Source organism: Nereida sp. MMG025 (assembly GCF_021654165.1).
Lineage (GTDB): Bacteria > Pseudomonadota > Alphaproteobacteria > Rhodobacterales > Rhodobacteraceae > Nereida.
The window spans coordinates 700,021-716,275 of sequence record NZ_JAKFZN010000001.1; the positions used below are offsets into that span (position 1 = coordinate 700,021).

Below are 16,255 nucleotides of genomic sequence, written 5' to 3' on the forward strand. Positions count from 1 at the left end.
AGGCGGCACATCCTATCTATCGGGGGTAATCGCGAACAGGAACAGATCATGCCCTTTGACCAGTTGAACGAACAGGACCAAACCATTGAACTCGACGCCACGCTTGGTGTGGAAAAAAGCGCAAAACTCGGCCTGCTTTACGCAGCCCTTGCAATTGGCGCAGCACTTTGGATCGCTGCGATCGCCATTTTTGGCCTGCCGGGACTTTATGTGCCAGCGGTGGCAGCTGTGCCTGTGTGCTTCTTGTGTCTGATGCTGATCACGGTTGGCAAATAACACGGAAGAAGTGTCGCGGTTGTGGTCTTGGCCCTTTCCGATAGCGGCAGCGCGACCTACATCTTGCGTATGGAAAAGACACAGACTGATATTCTGATTTCAGGCGGCGGTGTTGCGGGTATGACGGCCGCCGCGGCCTTTGGCACGGCGGGGTTCAACGTCATCTGCGTAGACCCCACCCCGCCCATCACAGAACGCGACGCGGATGGCAGCGATTTGCGATCCACAGCATTTCTGCAACCGTCCCGGGACTTTCTGGAAGATGCGGGCATCTGGTCCAAACTGGATGCGCACGCTAGCCCTTTGCAGACAATGCGCATTGTCGATGCGGGCGGCGTCGTTAACGAACCGCGATTGACGCGCGATTTTGATGCCTCCGATATCTCGGAGCGCCCGTTCGGGTGGAACCTGCCCAACTGGCTGTTGCGTCGCGAAATGGTCGCGCGTTTGAAAGAACTGCCAAACGTCGATTTTCGGCCAGGTGTGGGCACCGCAAGCGTTCTGACCCGACAAACCGAAGCCCGCGTCAGCCTGAGCGATGGGACATTGGTTTCGGCGCGCATGATCATTGCCGCTGACGGACGAAACAGCCCTGTGCGCCGCGCGCTTGGTATTGGCGCAAAAACCACACGTTACGGGCAGAAGGCGCTGGCGTTCGCGGTCACGCACCCCATCCCGCACGATGGTGTCAGCACAGAAATTCACCGCTCTGGCGGGCCCTTCACCTTGGTTCCGTTGCCCGACTACAATGGTAAACCGTCCAGTGCGATTGTCTGGATGGAGCGCGGCCCCGAAGCCAGGCGCCTTTATGAACTGGATGCAACCGCCTTTAACGAGGCGATTTCGGAGCGGTCATGCCATCTCTTTGGGCCCCTCACGCTTGCCAGTCGGCGCACCATCTGGCCGATTATCAGCCAGATCAGCGATAGCTTTTACGGCGAACGCACCGCCCTGATCGCAGAGGCCGCGCATGTGGTCCCCCCCATCGGTGCGCAAGGCCTGAACATGTCCATTGGTGATATGCGGGCCCTGTTGGATCTGGCGCAGGCAGCGCCTGACAGCCTTGGCAGTCCGAAAATGCTTGCAGCTTATGAACGCAAACGCAAAGCCGAGGTGCATGCACGCGTGGCAGGCGTGAACCTGTTGAACCGTGCGTCCATGATGGGCGAACAACCCCTGCGTGATCTGCGTGCTGCGGGCGTGTCTGCCCTGTATTCAATGGCACCTGTGCGCAAGACGTTGATGCAGCTTGGTCTTGGTGCGCGTGGGTAGCCGCGACTAAAGAACCTCGTCCACCACCTTTTGAAGCCGCGCAACCGCTGCGGGCACGTCATAGAGCTTGTCCAATCCGAACAAGCCGATACGGAATGTGCGAAATGCTTCTGGTTCATCACATTGCAGCGGCACACCTGCAGCGATCTGCATGCCAAGCGATTTGAACTTGGCCCCCGACTGCACATCAGGGTCATCGGTGTAGGATACAACCACCCCGGGCGCACCGAACCCTTCTGCCGCAACAGATTTCATACCTTTTTCAGCCATCATTTTTCGGACTGCCGCGCCCAACGCCCATTGGGCGGCTTCGAGCTTGTCAAAGCCGAAGTCCTTGGTTTCAAGCATGGTATCGCGAAACGCGCGCAACGCATCCGTGGGCATAGTCGCATGATAGGCATGACCGCCATCTTCATAGGTCCGCATGATGCCGTGCCACTTTTTCAGATCGATTGCGAAACTGCTGGATTGGGTCTGCTCCATACGGTCGACGGCGCGTTGCGATAGCATCACCAAGCCAGCCGATGGCGTCGAGGACCATCCTTTTTGCGGGGCACTGATCAACACATCCACGCCCGTTTTGGCCATATCCACCCACGCACAGCCCGACGCAATGCAATCAAGAACCATAATCGCGCCAACCTCATGGGCGGCCGTTGCAAGTGCTGCGATATAGTCATCTGGAAGGATCACGCCGGCGCTGGTTTCGACGTGCGGTGCAAAAACCACATCTGGTTTTGCGTCTCTAATCTGCGCTGTCACCTCATCGATCGGCGCTGGCGCAAACGGCGATTGCGTCTCATTGCCCTGCATGCGCGCCTTGATCACTGTTGTGTCGCGCGTAAACAGGCCCGCTTCAAAAATCTGGCTCCACCGATACGAAAACCAGCCGTTGCGCACGACCAGCGCATGGGCATCATTGCCGAACTGACGCGCGACAGCTTCCATCGCATAGGTCCCGCCGCCAGGAATAATGGCCACATGGTCGGCGTGATAGACCTCTTTAAGCATACCGCCGATATCGCGCATCACATCGCCAAAAACGGCCGACATATGGTTCAGCGAACGGTCTGTAAAAACGACCGAATATTCAAGCAATCCGTCGGGGTCGATATCGTGCAAAAGTGCGGCCATGAGAGGGTCCTTCCAAAAACGTCCCCAATCGTTAGGAGAGCCTTGGGCACATTGCAAAGTCTATTTTGGTATACCAAGCGGGCCGTCCAACCGTTCTTCCGACAAAAGCACATTGGCCTCGACCTGTCCTGCCCCGGGCAAGGTCATAATGCGACGCCGCAAAATACGTTCAAAATCCGACAGATCGCGCGCCACAACGCGCAAGCGATAGTCGTAAAGGCCAAGCACATGCTCAACGGTTTGCACCTCTGGGATCGCGGTCACAGCGCGTTCAAAATCCTCAAGGCTGACACGCCCTTTTGTGGCAAGTTTGACGCCCAGAAAAACCGTAACACCAAAGCCCAGTTTCTCGGCATCCAGTTTAAGGCGCCGCCCCTTGATGACACCAGCCGCTTGCAACTTTTGAATACGCCGCCACGTCGCGGGTTGGCTTAGGCCAAGTTTGCGCCCCACCCGCCCTGCGGATTGTGCGGCATCCGCATGCAGCGCCTTGAGGATCGCCATATCGATTGCGTCCCATGTCATACGGGCAAGACCTGGCTGTCTTTGACCGTGCTGACCAACATCAACGCTTCGATATCAGAAATATGGGGCAAGGTCAGAATGCGGTCGCGATACAGCGCGTGATAATGCGGCATGTCGCGTGCAACGAGCGATAGGCGCACATCGACCTGCCCTAAAAAGGTTTGCACCTCGATCACCTCAGGCACCTTGCGGGCTGCGGCGATAAATTCATCAAAGGCGCGCGCTTGGGTTTTGTCCAATGTGACACGCAAAGATACAGCAACCGCAAACCCGAGGGCCGCCCAATCAATCACGGCTTCCTGGCCGCGATAGATGCCACTGGCTTGCAGCTTTTCCAAACGTCGGGTTGTCTTGGCCGCGCTCAACGACACCTGATCGGCAAGCTCTGCCATCGACAGGCTTGGATTTTGCTGTAGCCTGCGCAGAATACGGCGATCATCATCATCAAGCATGATTTTCACTATATATCACTATATGGCAAATAGAAATGACTATATTTCTAGAATTAACAACGATCTTGACCTCATATTTCTATCGCTCACCCCCTAAACACACATCAGAGATTCACCACGCCCCAAAAGGAGACATCCCATGCGCGTTTACTATGATCAGGACTGCGACGTTAACCTTATCAAGGACAAGAAAGTGGCCATTCTGGGCTACGGCAGCCAAGGCCACGCCCACGCGCTGAACCTGCGCGACAGTGGTGCAAAGAACCTTGTGGTCGCCCTGCGCGAAGGTTCGCCTTCCGCCAAAAAAGCCGAAGGCGAAGGCCTGAAGGTAATGGGCATCGCAGAAGCCGCCGCCTGGTGTGACGTTATCATGTTCACCATGCCCGATGAATTGCAGGCCGAAACATACAAAAAATACGTCCACGACAACATCAAGCCCGGTGCCGCGATTGCCTTTGCCCACGGTCTGAACGTCCACTTCGGTCTGATCGAGCCAAAAGAAGGCGTTGACGTCATCATGATGGCCCCGAAGGGACCAGGCCACACCGTGCGCGGCGAATATGTCAAAGGCGGCGGCGTGCCTTGCCTTGTGGCGGTTGATACAGATGCATCAGGCAAAGCGCTTGAAATCGGTCTGTCCTATTGTTCGGCCATCGGTGGCGGCCGTTCGGGCATCATCGAAACCAACTTCCGCGAAGAGTGTGAAACCGACCTCTTTGGCGAACAGGCCGTTCTTTGCGGTGGCCTGGTAGAGCTGATCCGTTGCGGTTTTGAAACACTGGTTGAAGCAGGCTACGCGCCTGAGATGGCTTACTTTGAATGTCTGCACGAAGTAAAACTGATCGTCGACCTGATCTATGAAGGCGGCATTGCCAACATGGACTACTCGATCTCCAACACAGCGGAATATGGTCAGTATGTCACCGGCCCACGCATCCTGAACTACGACGAGACCAAAGCTCGCATGAAGGATGTCCTGACAGACATTCAACAAGGTAAATTCGTGCGCGACTTCATGCTGGAAAATGCGGTTGGTCAGCCAACGATCAAAGCGGCCCGCCGTGCAAACGACGAGCACATGATCGAAGAAACAGGCGCGAAACTGCGTGGCATGATGCCATGGATTTCGGCTGGTAAGATGGTTGACAAAGAAAAGAACTAAGGCTGTTTTCACCGTCGCATGATCGGGCGTCCCCGCGGGGACGCCCTTTTACGTTTTGTTAAGGTTTATGAAGGACTTACATGGACACCCAACCCACATTGAACAACTGGCTGTCGATCCTCGCGCTTGGCGTGATCTGGGGCGGCACCTTCATGGTGGTTTCCATTGCGCTGGAAGGCTACGGGCCACTGACGGTAGCCTGCGCGCGCACAACGCTTGGGGCGATTGCACTCTTAAGCTTGATGAAAGCGATGGGGCGTCAGTGGCCCGACTGGTCACCGCGACTGATCAAATTCCTGATCGTCATTGGTGCGCTGAACACCGCGCTGCCTTTCGCGCTTTTGTCTTGGGGCCAGCAATATGTGCCATCTGCTTTTGCCGGTATTTCGATGGCCGCCCTGCCCCTGTTCGTCTTACCGCTGGCGCATTTTTTCAGCGATGAAAAGATGAGCGGCCGCAAGCTGGTTGGTGTGTGTCTGGGCTTTACAGGCGCCTTGGTTCTGATCGGCCCGGGCGTTTTGCGTATTGGCACCGGGTGGGAACCTTTGGGGCAGATCGCCTGTGTCGCCGCGGCGCTGTCTTATGCGGTCTCCAGCGTGATGACACGCACCTGCCCGCCGATTGACAGCGTGGTAATGGCCGCCCTGACCCTTGTCGTTGGCTCGGTCTGCCTGATCCCCGCGATGCTGTATTTTGAAGGTATCCCCGAGTGGACAGGCACCCGCGCGGCGTGGGCGATCTTGTTTCTCGGCTTTGTGCCGACCGCCTTTGCAAACCTGTTGCGCGTTGCAACCATCCGCACGGCAGGATCGGTTTTTATGACCTTGGTCAACTACCAAGTGCCGCTTTGGTCCATGCTGTTCGGCGCATGGATCTTGTCAGAGGATCTGCCGTGGCGTTTCTTTGCAGCCTTGGCCCTGATCCTGACAGGATTGGCCATCAGCCAGTGGTTGAGCCTCAAAAAGCTGTTTGTGCGGGGTTAAACCGCCGCTTCAACCTCGGCCACGATCCCATCGACCACCTGCTGCAAAAGCGCCTCGTCCTCGCATTCGGCCATAACACGGACCAAAGGCTCGGTCCCTGACTTGCGGATCAGCAAGCGCCCTTTGCCGGTCAAATCCGCTTCGGCCTGTGCGATGGCAGCTGTCACATTCGCGGCCTCCATCGGGTCTTTGCCAGCGGTGAAACGCACGTTTTTTAAAAGCTGCGGGACTGTTTCAAAGCTGTGGGTCAACTCGGATGCACGTTTATCGCCACGCACCATTTCACCCAAAAACTGCAGCCCTGCCAAAAGACCATCGCCCGTTGTGGCGTAATCGGTCATGACGATATGGCCAGACTGTTCGCCACCCAAGTTCCATCCACTGCGCCGCATTGCTTCAACCACATGGCGGTCCCCAACCTTGGTGCGTTCCAGATGCAGGCCTTTGCTTTGCATGAAGCGTTCCAGACCCAGGTTTGACATCACCGTCGCCACCAGCGTGCCGCCTTGCAGCCGCCCGTCAGCGGCCCATGCGCTTGCCATAAGGGCCATCAACTGATCGCCGTCGGCCACCTTACCTGTTTCATCAATGATCATCACGCGGTCGGCATCACCGTCCAGACAAATGCCAACATCCGCGCCATGGGCAACCACAGCTTCTTGTGCAGCGGCGGTATTGGTTGAGCCACATCCTTCGTTGATGTTTTGACCGTTGGGCGCAACGCCCATCGCCATCACCGTGGCCCCCAGTTCCCACAGGATTTCAGGGGCGGCGCGGTGGGCCGCACCATTGGCGCAATCCACGACGACTTTCAGACCTTGCAACGAAATCCCCGAAAGCGAGGCTTTCACGCGTTCGCCATAGCGAAACCGCCCGTCATCAATACGTTTGGCACGCCCGATGTTTTCGGCCTGTGCAGGCGATGTCCCCTCATGCACCAGACGTTCAATTTCGGCTTCGGCCTCATCAGACAGCTTGAAGCCATCGGGACCAAAAAGCTTGATACCGTTGTCATGATGCGGGTTGTGGCTGGCGCTGATCATCACGCCGACATCGGCGCGCATGGATTTTGTCAGCATTCCAACCGCAGGCGTTGGCACGGGCCCAAGCAAAAAGACATCCATACCCGTGCTGGTAAACCCTGCCGTCAACGCGTTTTCAAACATATACCCGGATAGACGCGTATCCTTGCCAATCACAACGCGGTGGCGCTGCTGATCGCGGCGAAAATAACGCCCCGCCGCCGCACCCAGTTTGAGCGCCATTTCCACGGTCATCGGATATTGGTTTGCCGTGCCACGCACGCCATCGGTGCCAAAGAGTTTCGGTGCCATTTATGTCCCTGCTTTCAAAGCGTGTCTGCCAAAAGGAAGGCTTGTTTTGTGTGTTTGATATCATGAACGCGCGTAATCTGAACCCCTTGCCGGCGCCCGTCCAACGCCACCGCAATAGATCCGCCCAAACGATCCTGCGCATCAGGGGCGTCGCCAATCGTGCCAATGAACCTTTTGCGCGATGCCCCGAGAAGGATTGGGCAGCCAAGCGCGTGCAAAAGGCTCAGACGGTGCAAAAGCGCAAGGTTATGGTCCAGCGTTTTGCCAAAGCCTATACCTGGGTCGATCACAATCTGATGGCGGTCAATGCCCGCAGCCACCGCCACCGCAATGCGTTCGGCCAAAAAGTCGTAAACATCCAACAGCACATCGTCATATTGTGGTGCGTTTTGCATCGTCGCAGGGTCGCCTTGGGCGTGCATGATACACACAGGCGTGCCGGAATTCGCCGCGACGGTGGCCAGATCGGGATCGAAGGTGAAGGCCGCCACATCGTTGATCAGATCGGCACCCGCATCCAGTGCGGCCTGCGCAACATCGGCTTTGCGGGTATCAATGCTGATGGGTGTTTTGGACTGCGCACGGATTGCTTTTATCACAGGGGCGGTGCGCGAAATCTCTTCATCGGCGGGGACGAAATCTGCGCCGGGCCGTGTGCTTTCGCCGCCGATATCAAGGATATCTGCGCCTTGTGTCGCCATGGCCAAGGCTTGGGCTTGGGCCGCGTCGGGTGCATTGAACAACCCGCCGTCAGAAAAACTGTCGGGTGTGACGTTCAAAATACCCATCAAGTTCGGACGCGCCGTATCCAGCCCCGCGATGGCGGTGCGAGGGGATGTCAGAGGATCCAGCACCGTGGGGGGGGCGTCATTTGCAGATATAATTTCAGGTGCACGTCCGCGTTCCAACACCTCGACATGGGTAAACCAGCACCACCCACCCGCAAGGGTCAGCGCACCACGGGGGCGGGCAATATCGGTTTGGGGAATGGGCCTGTAATACTGCGTCATCTGTTAGAGAGTGGCAGATTGGCCATCGTGATACACGGTATGGAATTCCATAGCTTGTCCCGGTTGGGTCCCAATGCACAGCAATCCACTGGCGTCGATATGCCCTGCAAACCAAGCAACAAGGGCCATCGTATCCGATGGTTGCGCGGAGGGGCCATCAACGGCGTCCAGCACGATTTTAGACGGCGCCCAAACCGCGATCTGGCCGTTTTTCATGGACCAATCAAGCTCGGTCATTGTGCCGACGACGACGCATCGTTTGTCGCGCCCTGCCAAAACCCATGCGTTTTGTTCTATTGCCAAAAGATCAATGCGGCGCTGCGCGGCTTGCACCTGTGTTTGGGGTGCAGGCGTCTGCGATGGGCCAACACACAGAATGACAGGTGTTTCGTCGGCGGCCAATTGATCAATCCAACGCGGCAGATGATCAGAGTGGACCGCCGCGTTTGACAAAAACACCACACGCGGATGAACGGCGGTTTCCACGTCTTCGACCACGTGCAAGGGCCGCGAACGCACAATTTCCACGCCCAGTGCAAATGGACCGCGATCCAGTTTTTCAATGCGCACAAAGGTGCGCATGGCTTGGGGTTCCAACAAAATACGGTCTGCCACACGCTCGGCCAAAGTCTCCAGTAGATTGAGGCGTTCGGCGGCCAGTTCGGTGGCAATCGCTTCGGTGACCTTGTCATAAGACAAGATGCGATCAACATCGTCTAGGATGGGACCTTCCAGAGGGCGCACTTCAACAACCACATCGAAACGCACGCGCTGCGTTGTGCCACGTTCGGCCTGAAAGGCCCCGATTTCGACTTCGATCACATGATCGCGCACGGAAATCCGATCCAGCGGATCACCGCTTTGAGTGGCTGCGGCACGCTCGGACGGATGGGCGAAAGCAAGGTGGATATCACTGGTCATGATGCTGGATTATCCTAGCATAAACGCAGTTAACAGGGGAAAGCGCGGCGTCATACGCCACAAACACGACATCCCCGCGGTTGCGATTTAGCTATATTGCTGACGGTAGAAGATGTGAAAGCCAATGGTGGCCGTGCGTGGGTAGACGCGGGCCCAACGCGGGTTCACGGCTTTGGTGTGGTAGTGTGTTGCACCATTGGTCAGTTTTGGTAGACCGCCGTCGATGGTCATCCGAGCAACTTTGCCCACGCGGGCGAAAGCCTTGGGTTCGCTGATGATCTCTTTCTTGCCATCACATGTGTAGGTGAACTGACAGGCAAATTTCTTGCCGGTGCCTTGGTTGATCACCCCGCAGATGGAGTTGGGATAATTGCGCGATTTCACACGGTTCATGATAACTTCGGCAACCGCAAACTGGCCTTTGACGCTTTCACCGCGCGCTTCGAAATAGAGGGCTTCGGCCAGACAACGCCACTGCGCATCACCCGATGCTTTGGGCTGTTTGGCCAACCAAGCGCGATCATATTTGATGGCCTTGAAATTGCCGGGCCGTGTTTTTGGCAAAAGCGATGTTTTCGGCGCGGCCGTCAGACGGTCCAGACGGTCAGGATCGACACTGCGCAAGGCTTTACGATCTGTTTCCAGCAAGGACACCAGCTGCGCGGACACGTTGGCAGACGTGACGTCGGCAGCAGACATCATTTGTGTCGCGCCGAACAGCGCCACAAAAGCAAAAATAATGCGACCCATAATGGACCCCCAGTTTGTTCGCGACAGGCCCAACACCTGTTGCGAGGGGGCAGATAGTCTATCTTGTCCAGAAAATCCAGCGTAGCCCCCGAACCGCGCCACTGGGACGCGGTTTCTTGGGGCATTGCGTGTGCTGTGCGCTACATGTGGCGTCAGGCGGCGGGTGTCATCGGCGGTTTGTTGCCACGAATCGCAATCTGCGCCGCGCTTAAGCGCGCGACGGGAACGCGGAAAGGCGAGCAGGACACGTAATCGAATCCCCTGTCCCGACAAAACTGGATCGCAAGTTCTGATGCACCATGTTCACCGCAGATGGCCAAGGTGATCCCTTCATGCGCCGCGCGGCCCCGTTCGGCACCGATCTGCAAAAGCTCTCCCACCCCATCAAGATCAAGGAATTGGAAGGGATCCTCGTCATAGACGTGCTGACTGACGTAGGCCGACATAAAGCGCCCCGCATCATCGCGGGACAGCCCATAGGTCATCTGGGTCAGGTCGTTGGTCCCAAAGGACAAGAACGCCGCGTGCTGCGCAATATCACCAGCACGCAAAGCAGCACGCGGGGTCTCAACCATAACGCCAAGACGGTAGTCAAAGGTCTGGCCAGAGCGCACGGCCACAGCGGCGGCCACCCCGTCCACTCGCGCTTTGACCAATTCGACCTCGCGCTTGGCGCTGACAAGCGGGATCATGATTTCAGGCACGATCGTCACGCCCTTGGCCGCCGCCTTGGCTGTGGCCTCAAAAATCGCCTGTGCCTGCATTTCATAAATCTCGGGCACAGTGATGCCGAGGCGCACGCCGCGCATCCCAAGCATCGGGTTGAATTCTGACAACTCCTCAACACGGCGGGTTACGTCAGACATCGGCAGGTCCAGCGCTTCGGCCAGATCGCGCAGTCCTTCTCGGTCATTTGGCAAAATCTCGTGCAGCGGTGGGTCAAACAGGCGGATACACACGGGCATACCTGCCATGATTTCAAACAACTGCCCAAAGTCATCGCGCTGCATGGGCAACAACCGATCAAGTGCTGCGCGCCGATCTTCAGGCGTGTCGGCAAAGATCATCTCGCGCATGACCGTAAGCCTGTCCCCTACGAAAAACATATGTTCTGTGCGGCAAAGCCCGATGCCTTCGGCTGCGAAGTTACGAGCCGTTTGCGCATCAACAGGTGTGTCGGCATTGGCCCGCACACCGATATCACGTACCTCATCAGCCCATGACAAAAGTGTCTGAAACGCGCCGTCCAACGCCGCTTCGATCAGTGGTGGTTCGCCGGCAAGCACCTGCCCTGACGATCCATCAATGGTGATGACATCGCCCGCGCGAAACGCGCGTCCATCCGAGGTTGTCAGGGTTTTCTTGCGCATGGAAATCGTGATGCCCGTTGCCCCCACGATGCATGGCAACCCAAGGCCACGGCCAATCACGGCGGCATGGCTGGTCATGCCGCCACGTTCTGTCAGCACACCTTTGGCAACATTCATGCCGCGAATGTCCTCGGGCGCTGTTTCACGGCGCACAAGAATGCAGGGTTCGTTCTGCGCGGCAAGGGCCTGGGCTTCGTTCGATGAAAAGGTGATTTGACCCGCCGCCGCACCAGGCGAGGCGGCAATGCCGGTTGCAACCACATCCCGCGTGGCCTTGTCGCTGACCTGACGGTGTAGCAACTCGCTCAACATATTAGGGGGCACACGCAAAAGCGCCTCTTCCTTGCTGATCACACCATCCTTGGCCAAATCAACCGCAACCTTCACAGATGCGCGGCTGGATCTTTGGACGCGCAAGCCATCCAGAATAAAAAGCTGCCCGTTCTGAACGGTAAATTCATGCTCCATTTCCTCACGCAGGCGGCGGCGCGAGACGTCAAGATGCGCCAAAAGCTGCGCGTATATTTCGGGGTGGCGTTCTTCCAAACTGGGGCCGCGCGGGTCTTTTGTCAGATAGATCGCACGGTCTGCATCCAGCGCATCGCGGCCTTGGCTTTGACCAAGATAGCGCCCGATAATCCGCCGCTCGCCTGATGTTGCATCGACACCCTGAATAACGCCCGACCCACAGATGCCTTGACCGACGCCAAGGGTCATCTCCTGCACCACAAGGCCCAAGCCAGCATCCGCAGGCGCGCCTTTTGCCTGGCGCAACAATCGTGCGGTTGTGCCCTCCCACGCCCGCGCCATCGAGCGGAGAACCTCTCCCAATTGCTGCGCAGGCGCTTGCGGGAAGTCCTCGTCCATCTCATCGAAATAGGATGCCAGCGCATCGGCAAGCGCGGCTTTGGGATAATCCGTGGCCTGCATAAATTCGTCAGGGTCCAGCCGCGCCACATGAACCGCGTAGGACTGAACAAAACGCAGATACATCAAGCTGCTGGCGTCGGGGCCAATCTCCTCGCTCAGTTGTAGATAGCGGGCATCGTTAATACCGATGTTCAGCACAGCGCCCGGGCCGCCCCAATCAGGGTCCTGGCTTGACGGACGCACGGACAGCAACGCGTTTTCGGGAAATTCCGCCAGAATGGCGCGCAAATCGGGCATTTCGCCATCCGCAATCCCTTTGACGGCTTCAAACGGCAGCGCCACTGTTTTGGGGACAGGCATCTCCAGACGCACCAAACGCTGCAAACATTTGGCACGTCCCCCATGCGTATTGGCCGCCATTGGTGCGGAGGGCGTGATCACGGTGAAGTCTTTGATATTGCTATGGTGCTGCACTGCGGCGCTTCCTTGTGTTGCGCGCAGCATAGGATGTTTTCGATTCGTCACAAGGTGACACATAGGGCATGCGACACCTTGGGACGCGGCGTAAGCGCTAGCCTTCGATCTTGGTCAGATCAGCCACCGCCCCACAGGTTGCCCGAATACGGTTTAGCAAATTCAGACGGTTTCGACGGATTATTTCGCTGTCCGCATTGATCTTAACATCCGTGAAAAACGCATCAATCGGACCGCGCAGCTTGGCCATCGCAGCCATCGCGGTGCCAAAATCCTGCGTCGCCATCGCAGGTTTGATCACTTCGTCAGCGCGATCAAGGGCTGCGAAAAGGGCTTTTTCACTGTCGCTTTCCGCGAATTTGACATCTGCGCCAAAAGAGTATTCGACACCATCTTTTTGCTCGGCCTGGCTCAGGATGTTGTTGGCGCGTTTGAACCCTTGGATCAGGTTTTCGCCATCGTCAGTGGCCAGTGTTTCTGCCAGCGCACGCGCCCGTTTGACCAGAAGGTTCAGATCATCATTGCCCTCCATCGCAATGCACGCGTCGATGATGTCATGGCGAATGCCCTGATCGCGCAGGTAGGTTTTGAGACGGTCATGGAAGAAGGACAGCAGGTTTGCAGCGTCAGCGCGTCCATCGGCGGATGCAAAAACATCGGTCAGCGAAACCGTCAGATTGTTTTCGAGGATCAGCCTGATAACCCCCAAAGCCGCGCGGCGCAGCGCAAACGGATCTTTGGAGCCTGTCGGCTTCTCATCAATCGCCCAAAACCCCGTGAGCGTGTCCAGCTTATCGGCCAGCGCCACCGTCACAGACACAGGTGCATTGGGCACATCGTCGCTTGGGCCGAGGGGCGAGTAATGCTCTTGGCAGGCTGCGGCGATGGCGGATGAAAGACCGGCTTGTTCACTGTAATAACGGCCCATAAGCCCTTGAAGTTCGGGGAATTCATAGACCATTTCGGACGACAAATCAGCTTTGGCAACGCGGGCGGCGTGGACGGCTTCTTCGGCATCCGCCCCTGTCACGGGTGCGAGTTCGCGGGCCAATGCCTCGATGCGTGTGATGCGATCGGCTTGCGACCCAAGCTTGTTGTGGAACGTCACATTCGACAGCGCGTCGGTCCAAGCCGTCATGCCTGCTTTGGCCTCGCGAAGATCGTTCTCCCAAAAGAATTTGGCATCGGCCAGACGTGCAGACAGAACCTTTTGGTTCCCTGCCAGAATGGTTGCGCCATTGTCCGCAGTTTCGACATTTGCCACAGTCACAAATCGAACAATTTGTCCCGATTTCGCATCCCTGACGCTAAAAAACTTTTGATGTTCCTTCATTGAGGTTTGCAACACCTCAGCAGGAAGGCTCAGGAATTCTGCGTCAATGGTGCCCATCAAAACAACGGGCCATTCGACCAAACCCGATACTTCTGCCAGCAGACCTTTGTCCTCGACAACTTCAAGACCATTGGCGAAGGCTTGGGAGGTGGCCTCTGACCAGATGGCATCGGCACGCTCTTCGGCGTTCAAAACCACCTTTGCGCGCTTTAGCTTTGCCTCGTAATCCTCGAAAGACGTTACAGAAAATTCGTCAGGGGCATGAAAACGGTGGCCGCGCGTGTGGTTCGTTGTTTCGAACCCTTCGATGGTGGCAGGCACAACCTCTGCGCCCTCTTCGGTGGTGAGGATGCACAGGATCGAATGAAGCGGGCGGACCCATTTCAGACTGCCGTTGCCCCACCGCATCGACTTGGGCCAAGGGAAGTTACGGACCGTTTGGTCAAGAACGTCCGCAATGATGTCAGCTGCCTTGCGTCCGTCTTTGCGGATCACTGCGAAATAGGCCTGTTTCTTGCCTGCGTCGCGCACCTCCAGATCATCTTTGCTCAGCCCTGTCGCGCGCAAAAATCCTTGCAGCGCTTTTTCGGGTGCATCCGTGGCCGGGCCCTTGCGTTCCTCAACCGTTGCTTTGCTTTGCGCGGTCAGGTCAGACACCGCGAGTGTCAAGCGGCGCGGCGTGTGAAAGGCGCGCGCGCCAGCATAGGTCAGGCCCGCTTCGACCAGCCCGTTTGTGACCAGCTTTTGAAGATCGGCCGCAGCACGCGCTTGCATACGAGCGGGAATTTCTTCGGAGAAAAGTTCAATCAGAAGATCAGGCATTATTGCAGACTTTCGGGTGCAGGGGGGCAGTTTTCAGGCGGGCGGCGACCATCAAAGACCACTTCGCCGCAAGCGTTGATCTGATGCCACGCATAGCCGCGCCCGTCTGGAAAAATCGCGACAATTCGGTCGATCCCATAGGTGATATTTTCGGTCCCCATATAGGCAAACGCCTGCCCGTCTTCGAGCGCCGCGCCAATGGCTTCGGCATCAAAACAGTCGAACCAGCTTGGGGCCGTGCGCGGCTCGGCGTTTTCTATGCTGACGTAGGTTTCGGTCAGTAGGGCATCGGACAGTGGCGTTGTGAAACACGCGCGGTACCGTAGCGGCGAGCTGTTGGCATCGATCCCCTGGAAGTTATCAAAGGGGATCGGCTCGGGGGCTTGGGTCGCATAGGTCGTCAAGCGCACGTCTTCGGCGTCGCTGCTGACTTCGTCGTAGAAGGCGTAGACCTGCAAATAATAAAGGGCGATACCAGCGGCGAGTGCAGACACGACAATGCCTCCGATTGCGATTTTTGCGGGGTTCATGCGGCGTGCCCACCTGCTTCGGTTTGCACAAAAGCATCGGCGCATTTTTTGGCTAGTGCCCGCACGCGCCCGATATAGGCTTGGCGTTCGGTTACAGAAATCACGCCGCGCGCGTCCAGCAGGTTAAACAGATGGCTGGCCTTGATACATTGGTCATAAGCGGGATGCGCCATGATGATGCGTTTGCCTGTTTTTGGATCCATATGATCTTGGGACAGGATGCTTTCGCACTCGGCCTCCGCATCTTCAAAGTGTTTGAGCAGCATATCGGTATTGGCCACATCAAAGTTCCAACGCGCATATTCTTCTTCGGTCTGCTTGAAAATATCGCGGTATGTCAGCGGGATCGGTGCAGACGGATCATTGAAGGGCATATCCATCACGTGATCGATGCCAAGCACATACATCGCCAGACGTTCCAAGCCGTAGGTCAACTCGCCCGATACAGGAGCGCAATCGTGGCCACCGACCTGCTGGAAATAGGTAAACTGCGACACTTCCATTCCGTCGCACCAGACCTCCCAACCCAGACCCCAAGCGCCAAGCGTTGGGCTTTCCCAGTCGTCTTCCACAAAGCGGATGTCATGCAGCGCCATATCGATACCTATGGCGGCCAGACTGCCCAGATACAGCTCTTGCAGATCGGGCGGCGACGGTTTGATCAGCACTTGATACTGGTAATAGTGTTGCAAACGGTTGGGGTTTTCACCGTAGCGGCCATCGGTCGGACGGCGTGATGGTTGCACATAGGCCGCCGCCCACGGCGTGCTGCCAAGCGCACGCAGGGTTGTGGCAGGGTGAAACGTGCCAGCGCCCACTTCCATGTCATAGGGCTGCAAAATCGCACAGCCCTTGGAGGCCCAATAGGACTGCAAGCGCAGGATGATCTCTTGGAAGCTGCGGGGCGTATCGGTTTGCGTGCTCATGAAACGGGCCTCAATGCGGTTTGAGCGACCTTTAAGCCGTGGCGCAAAGCGGGTCAACCAAAGCTGCTTTTCGCATCAGGATGCAGCTGCAGCACCTTGCAGCCAAAGGCG

At 57.1% G+C, this 16,255-nt stretch carries 15 protein-coding genes; 4 read left to right on the forward strand and 11 right to left on the reverse strand.

Translation table 11 applies throughout. The annotated features are described in order from the left end of the window. Positions 1-48: 48 nt before the first annotated feature. Together L1065_RS03390 and L1065_RS03395 are read left to right on the forward strand one after the other, a co-directional pair. On the forward strand, positions 49-276 hold the full coding sequence (locus L1065_RS03390; RefSeq protein WP_237094032.1) for a hypothetical protein: 228 nt from the start codon (positions 49-51) through the stop codon (positions 274-276). 69 nt (positions 277-345) lie between these two features. Continuing rightward, positions 346-1,548 carry a UbiH/UbiF family hydroxylase gene (locus tag L1065_RS03395; protein ID WP_237094532.1) on the forward strand — a complete coding sequence of 401 codons (1,203 nt, stop codon included), beginning with the start codon at positions 346-348 and terminating at the stop codon, positions 1,546-1,548. Positions 1,549-1,554: 6 nt separating this feature from the next. On the opposite strand, the gene L1065_RS03400 is transcribed toward L1065_RS03395, so the two are convergent. The 3 genes from L1065_RS03400 to L1065_RS03410 are packed head-to-tail and all read right to left on the reverse strand — an operon-like array spanning position 1,555 to position 3,659. Next, positions 1,555-2,682 (reverse strand): aminotransferase class V-fold PLP-dependent enzyme, encoded by a 1,128-nt coding sequence (locus L1065_RS03400; RefSeq protein ID WP_237094033.1) that lies wholly within the window; start codon positions 2,680-2,682, stop codon positions 1,555-1,557. Between the two features lie 60 nt (positions 2,683-2,742). Continuing rightward, positions 2,743-3,207 carry an Lrp/AsnC family transcriptional regulator gene (locus tag L1065_RS03405; RefSeq protein ID WP_237094034.1) on the reverse strand — a complete coding sequence of 155 codons (465 nt, stop codon included), beginning with the start codon at positions 3,205-3,207 and terminating at the stop codon, positions 2,743-2,745. Beyond that, entirely contained in the window at positions 3,204-3,659 is a 456-nt protein-coding gene (locus tag L1065_RS03410; RefSeq protein WP_237094035.1) for an Lrp/AsnC family transcriptional regulator, read from the reverse strand. The genes L1065_RS03405 and L1065_RS03410 overlap by 4 nt, the downstream gene beginning before the upstream one ends. A gap of 139 nt (positions 3,660-3,798) precedes the next feature. Between L1065_RS03410 and ilvC the strand changes: the two genes are divergently transcribed. Together ilvC and L1065_RS03420 are read left to right on the forward strand one after the other, a co-directional pair. Beyond that, the gene (ilvC, locus tag L1065_RS03415) at positions 3,799-4,821 is read left to right on the forward strand and encodes a ketol-acid reductoisomerase (RefSeq protein ID WP_237094036.1); all 1,023 of its coding nucleotides are present in this window, start codon (positions 3,799-3,801) and stop codon (positions 4,819-4,821) included. Between the two features lie 80 nt (positions 4,822-4,901). Continuing rightward, positions 4,902-5,804 (forward strand): DMT family transporter, encoded by a 903-nt coding sequence (locus L1065_RS03420; RefSeq protein WP_237094037.1) that lies wholly within the window; start codon positions 4,902-4,904, stop codon positions 5,802-5,804. Here the strand turns inward: L1065_RS03420 and glmM are convergent. From glmM to L1065_RS03460, 8 genes are all read right to left on the reverse strand, one after another. Beyond that, on the reverse strand, positions 5,801-7,138 hold the full coding sequence (gene glmM, locus L1065_RS03425; protein WP_237094038.1) for a phosphoglucosamine mutase: 1,338 nt from the start codon (positions 7,136-7,138) through the stop codon (positions 5,801-5,803). The two genes, L1065_RS03420 and glmM, sit on opposite strands and share 4 nt — an antisense overlap. A 14-nt stretch (positions 7,139-7,152) precedes the next feature. Next, positions 7,153-8,148, reverse strand: a complete 996-nt coding sequence (folP, locus tag L1065_RS03430; RefSeq protein WP_237094039.1) for a dihydropteroate synthase — start codon at positions 8,146-8,148, stop codon at positions 7,153-7,155. A 3-nt stretch (positions 8,149-8,151) separates the two neighbouring features. Then, positions 8,152-9,069 carry a dihydroneopterin aldolase gene (locus L1065_RS03435; RefSeq protein WP_237094040.1) on the reverse strand — a complete coding sequence of 306 codons (918 nt, stop codon included), beginning with the start codon at positions 9,067-9,069 and terminating at the stop codon, positions 8,152-8,154. A gap of 87 nt (positions 9,070-9,156) precedes the next feature. Further along, positions 9,157-9,819 carry a cell wall hydrolase gene (locus L1065_RS03440; protein WP_370641130.1) on the reverse strand — a complete coding sequence of 221 codons (663 nt, stop codon included), beginning with the start codon at positions 9,817-9,819 and terminating at the stop codon, positions 9,157-9,159. A gap of 152 nt (positions 9,820-9,971) precedes the next feature. Further along, entirely contained in the window at positions 9,972-12,563 is a 2,592-nt protein-coding gene (locus tag L1065_RS03445; protein ID WP_370641131.1) for a putative PEP-binding protein, read from the reverse strand. A 67-nt stretch (positions 12,564-12,630) separates the two neighbouring features. After that, entirely contained in the window at positions 12,631-14,688 is a 2,058-nt protein-coding gene (gene glyS / locus L1065_RS03450; protein WP_237094041.1) for a glycine--tRNA ligase subunit beta, read from the reverse strand. Further along, entirely contained in the window at positions 14,688-15,218 is a 531-nt protein-coding gene (locus L1065_RS03455) for a DUF6446 family protein (protein ID WP_237094042.1), read from the reverse strand. Before L1065_RS03455 ends, glyS begins: the two co-directional genes overlap by 1 nt. Beyond that, positions 15,215-16,144, reverse strand: coding sequence for a glycine--tRNA ligase subunit alpha (locus L1065_RS03460; protein ID WP_237094043.1), 930 nt, complete (start codon positions 16,142-16,144; stop codon positions 15,215-15,217). Before L1065_RS03460 ends, L1065_RS03455 begins: the two co-directional genes overlap by 4 nt. Positions 16,145-16,255 lie beyond the last annotated feature (111 nt).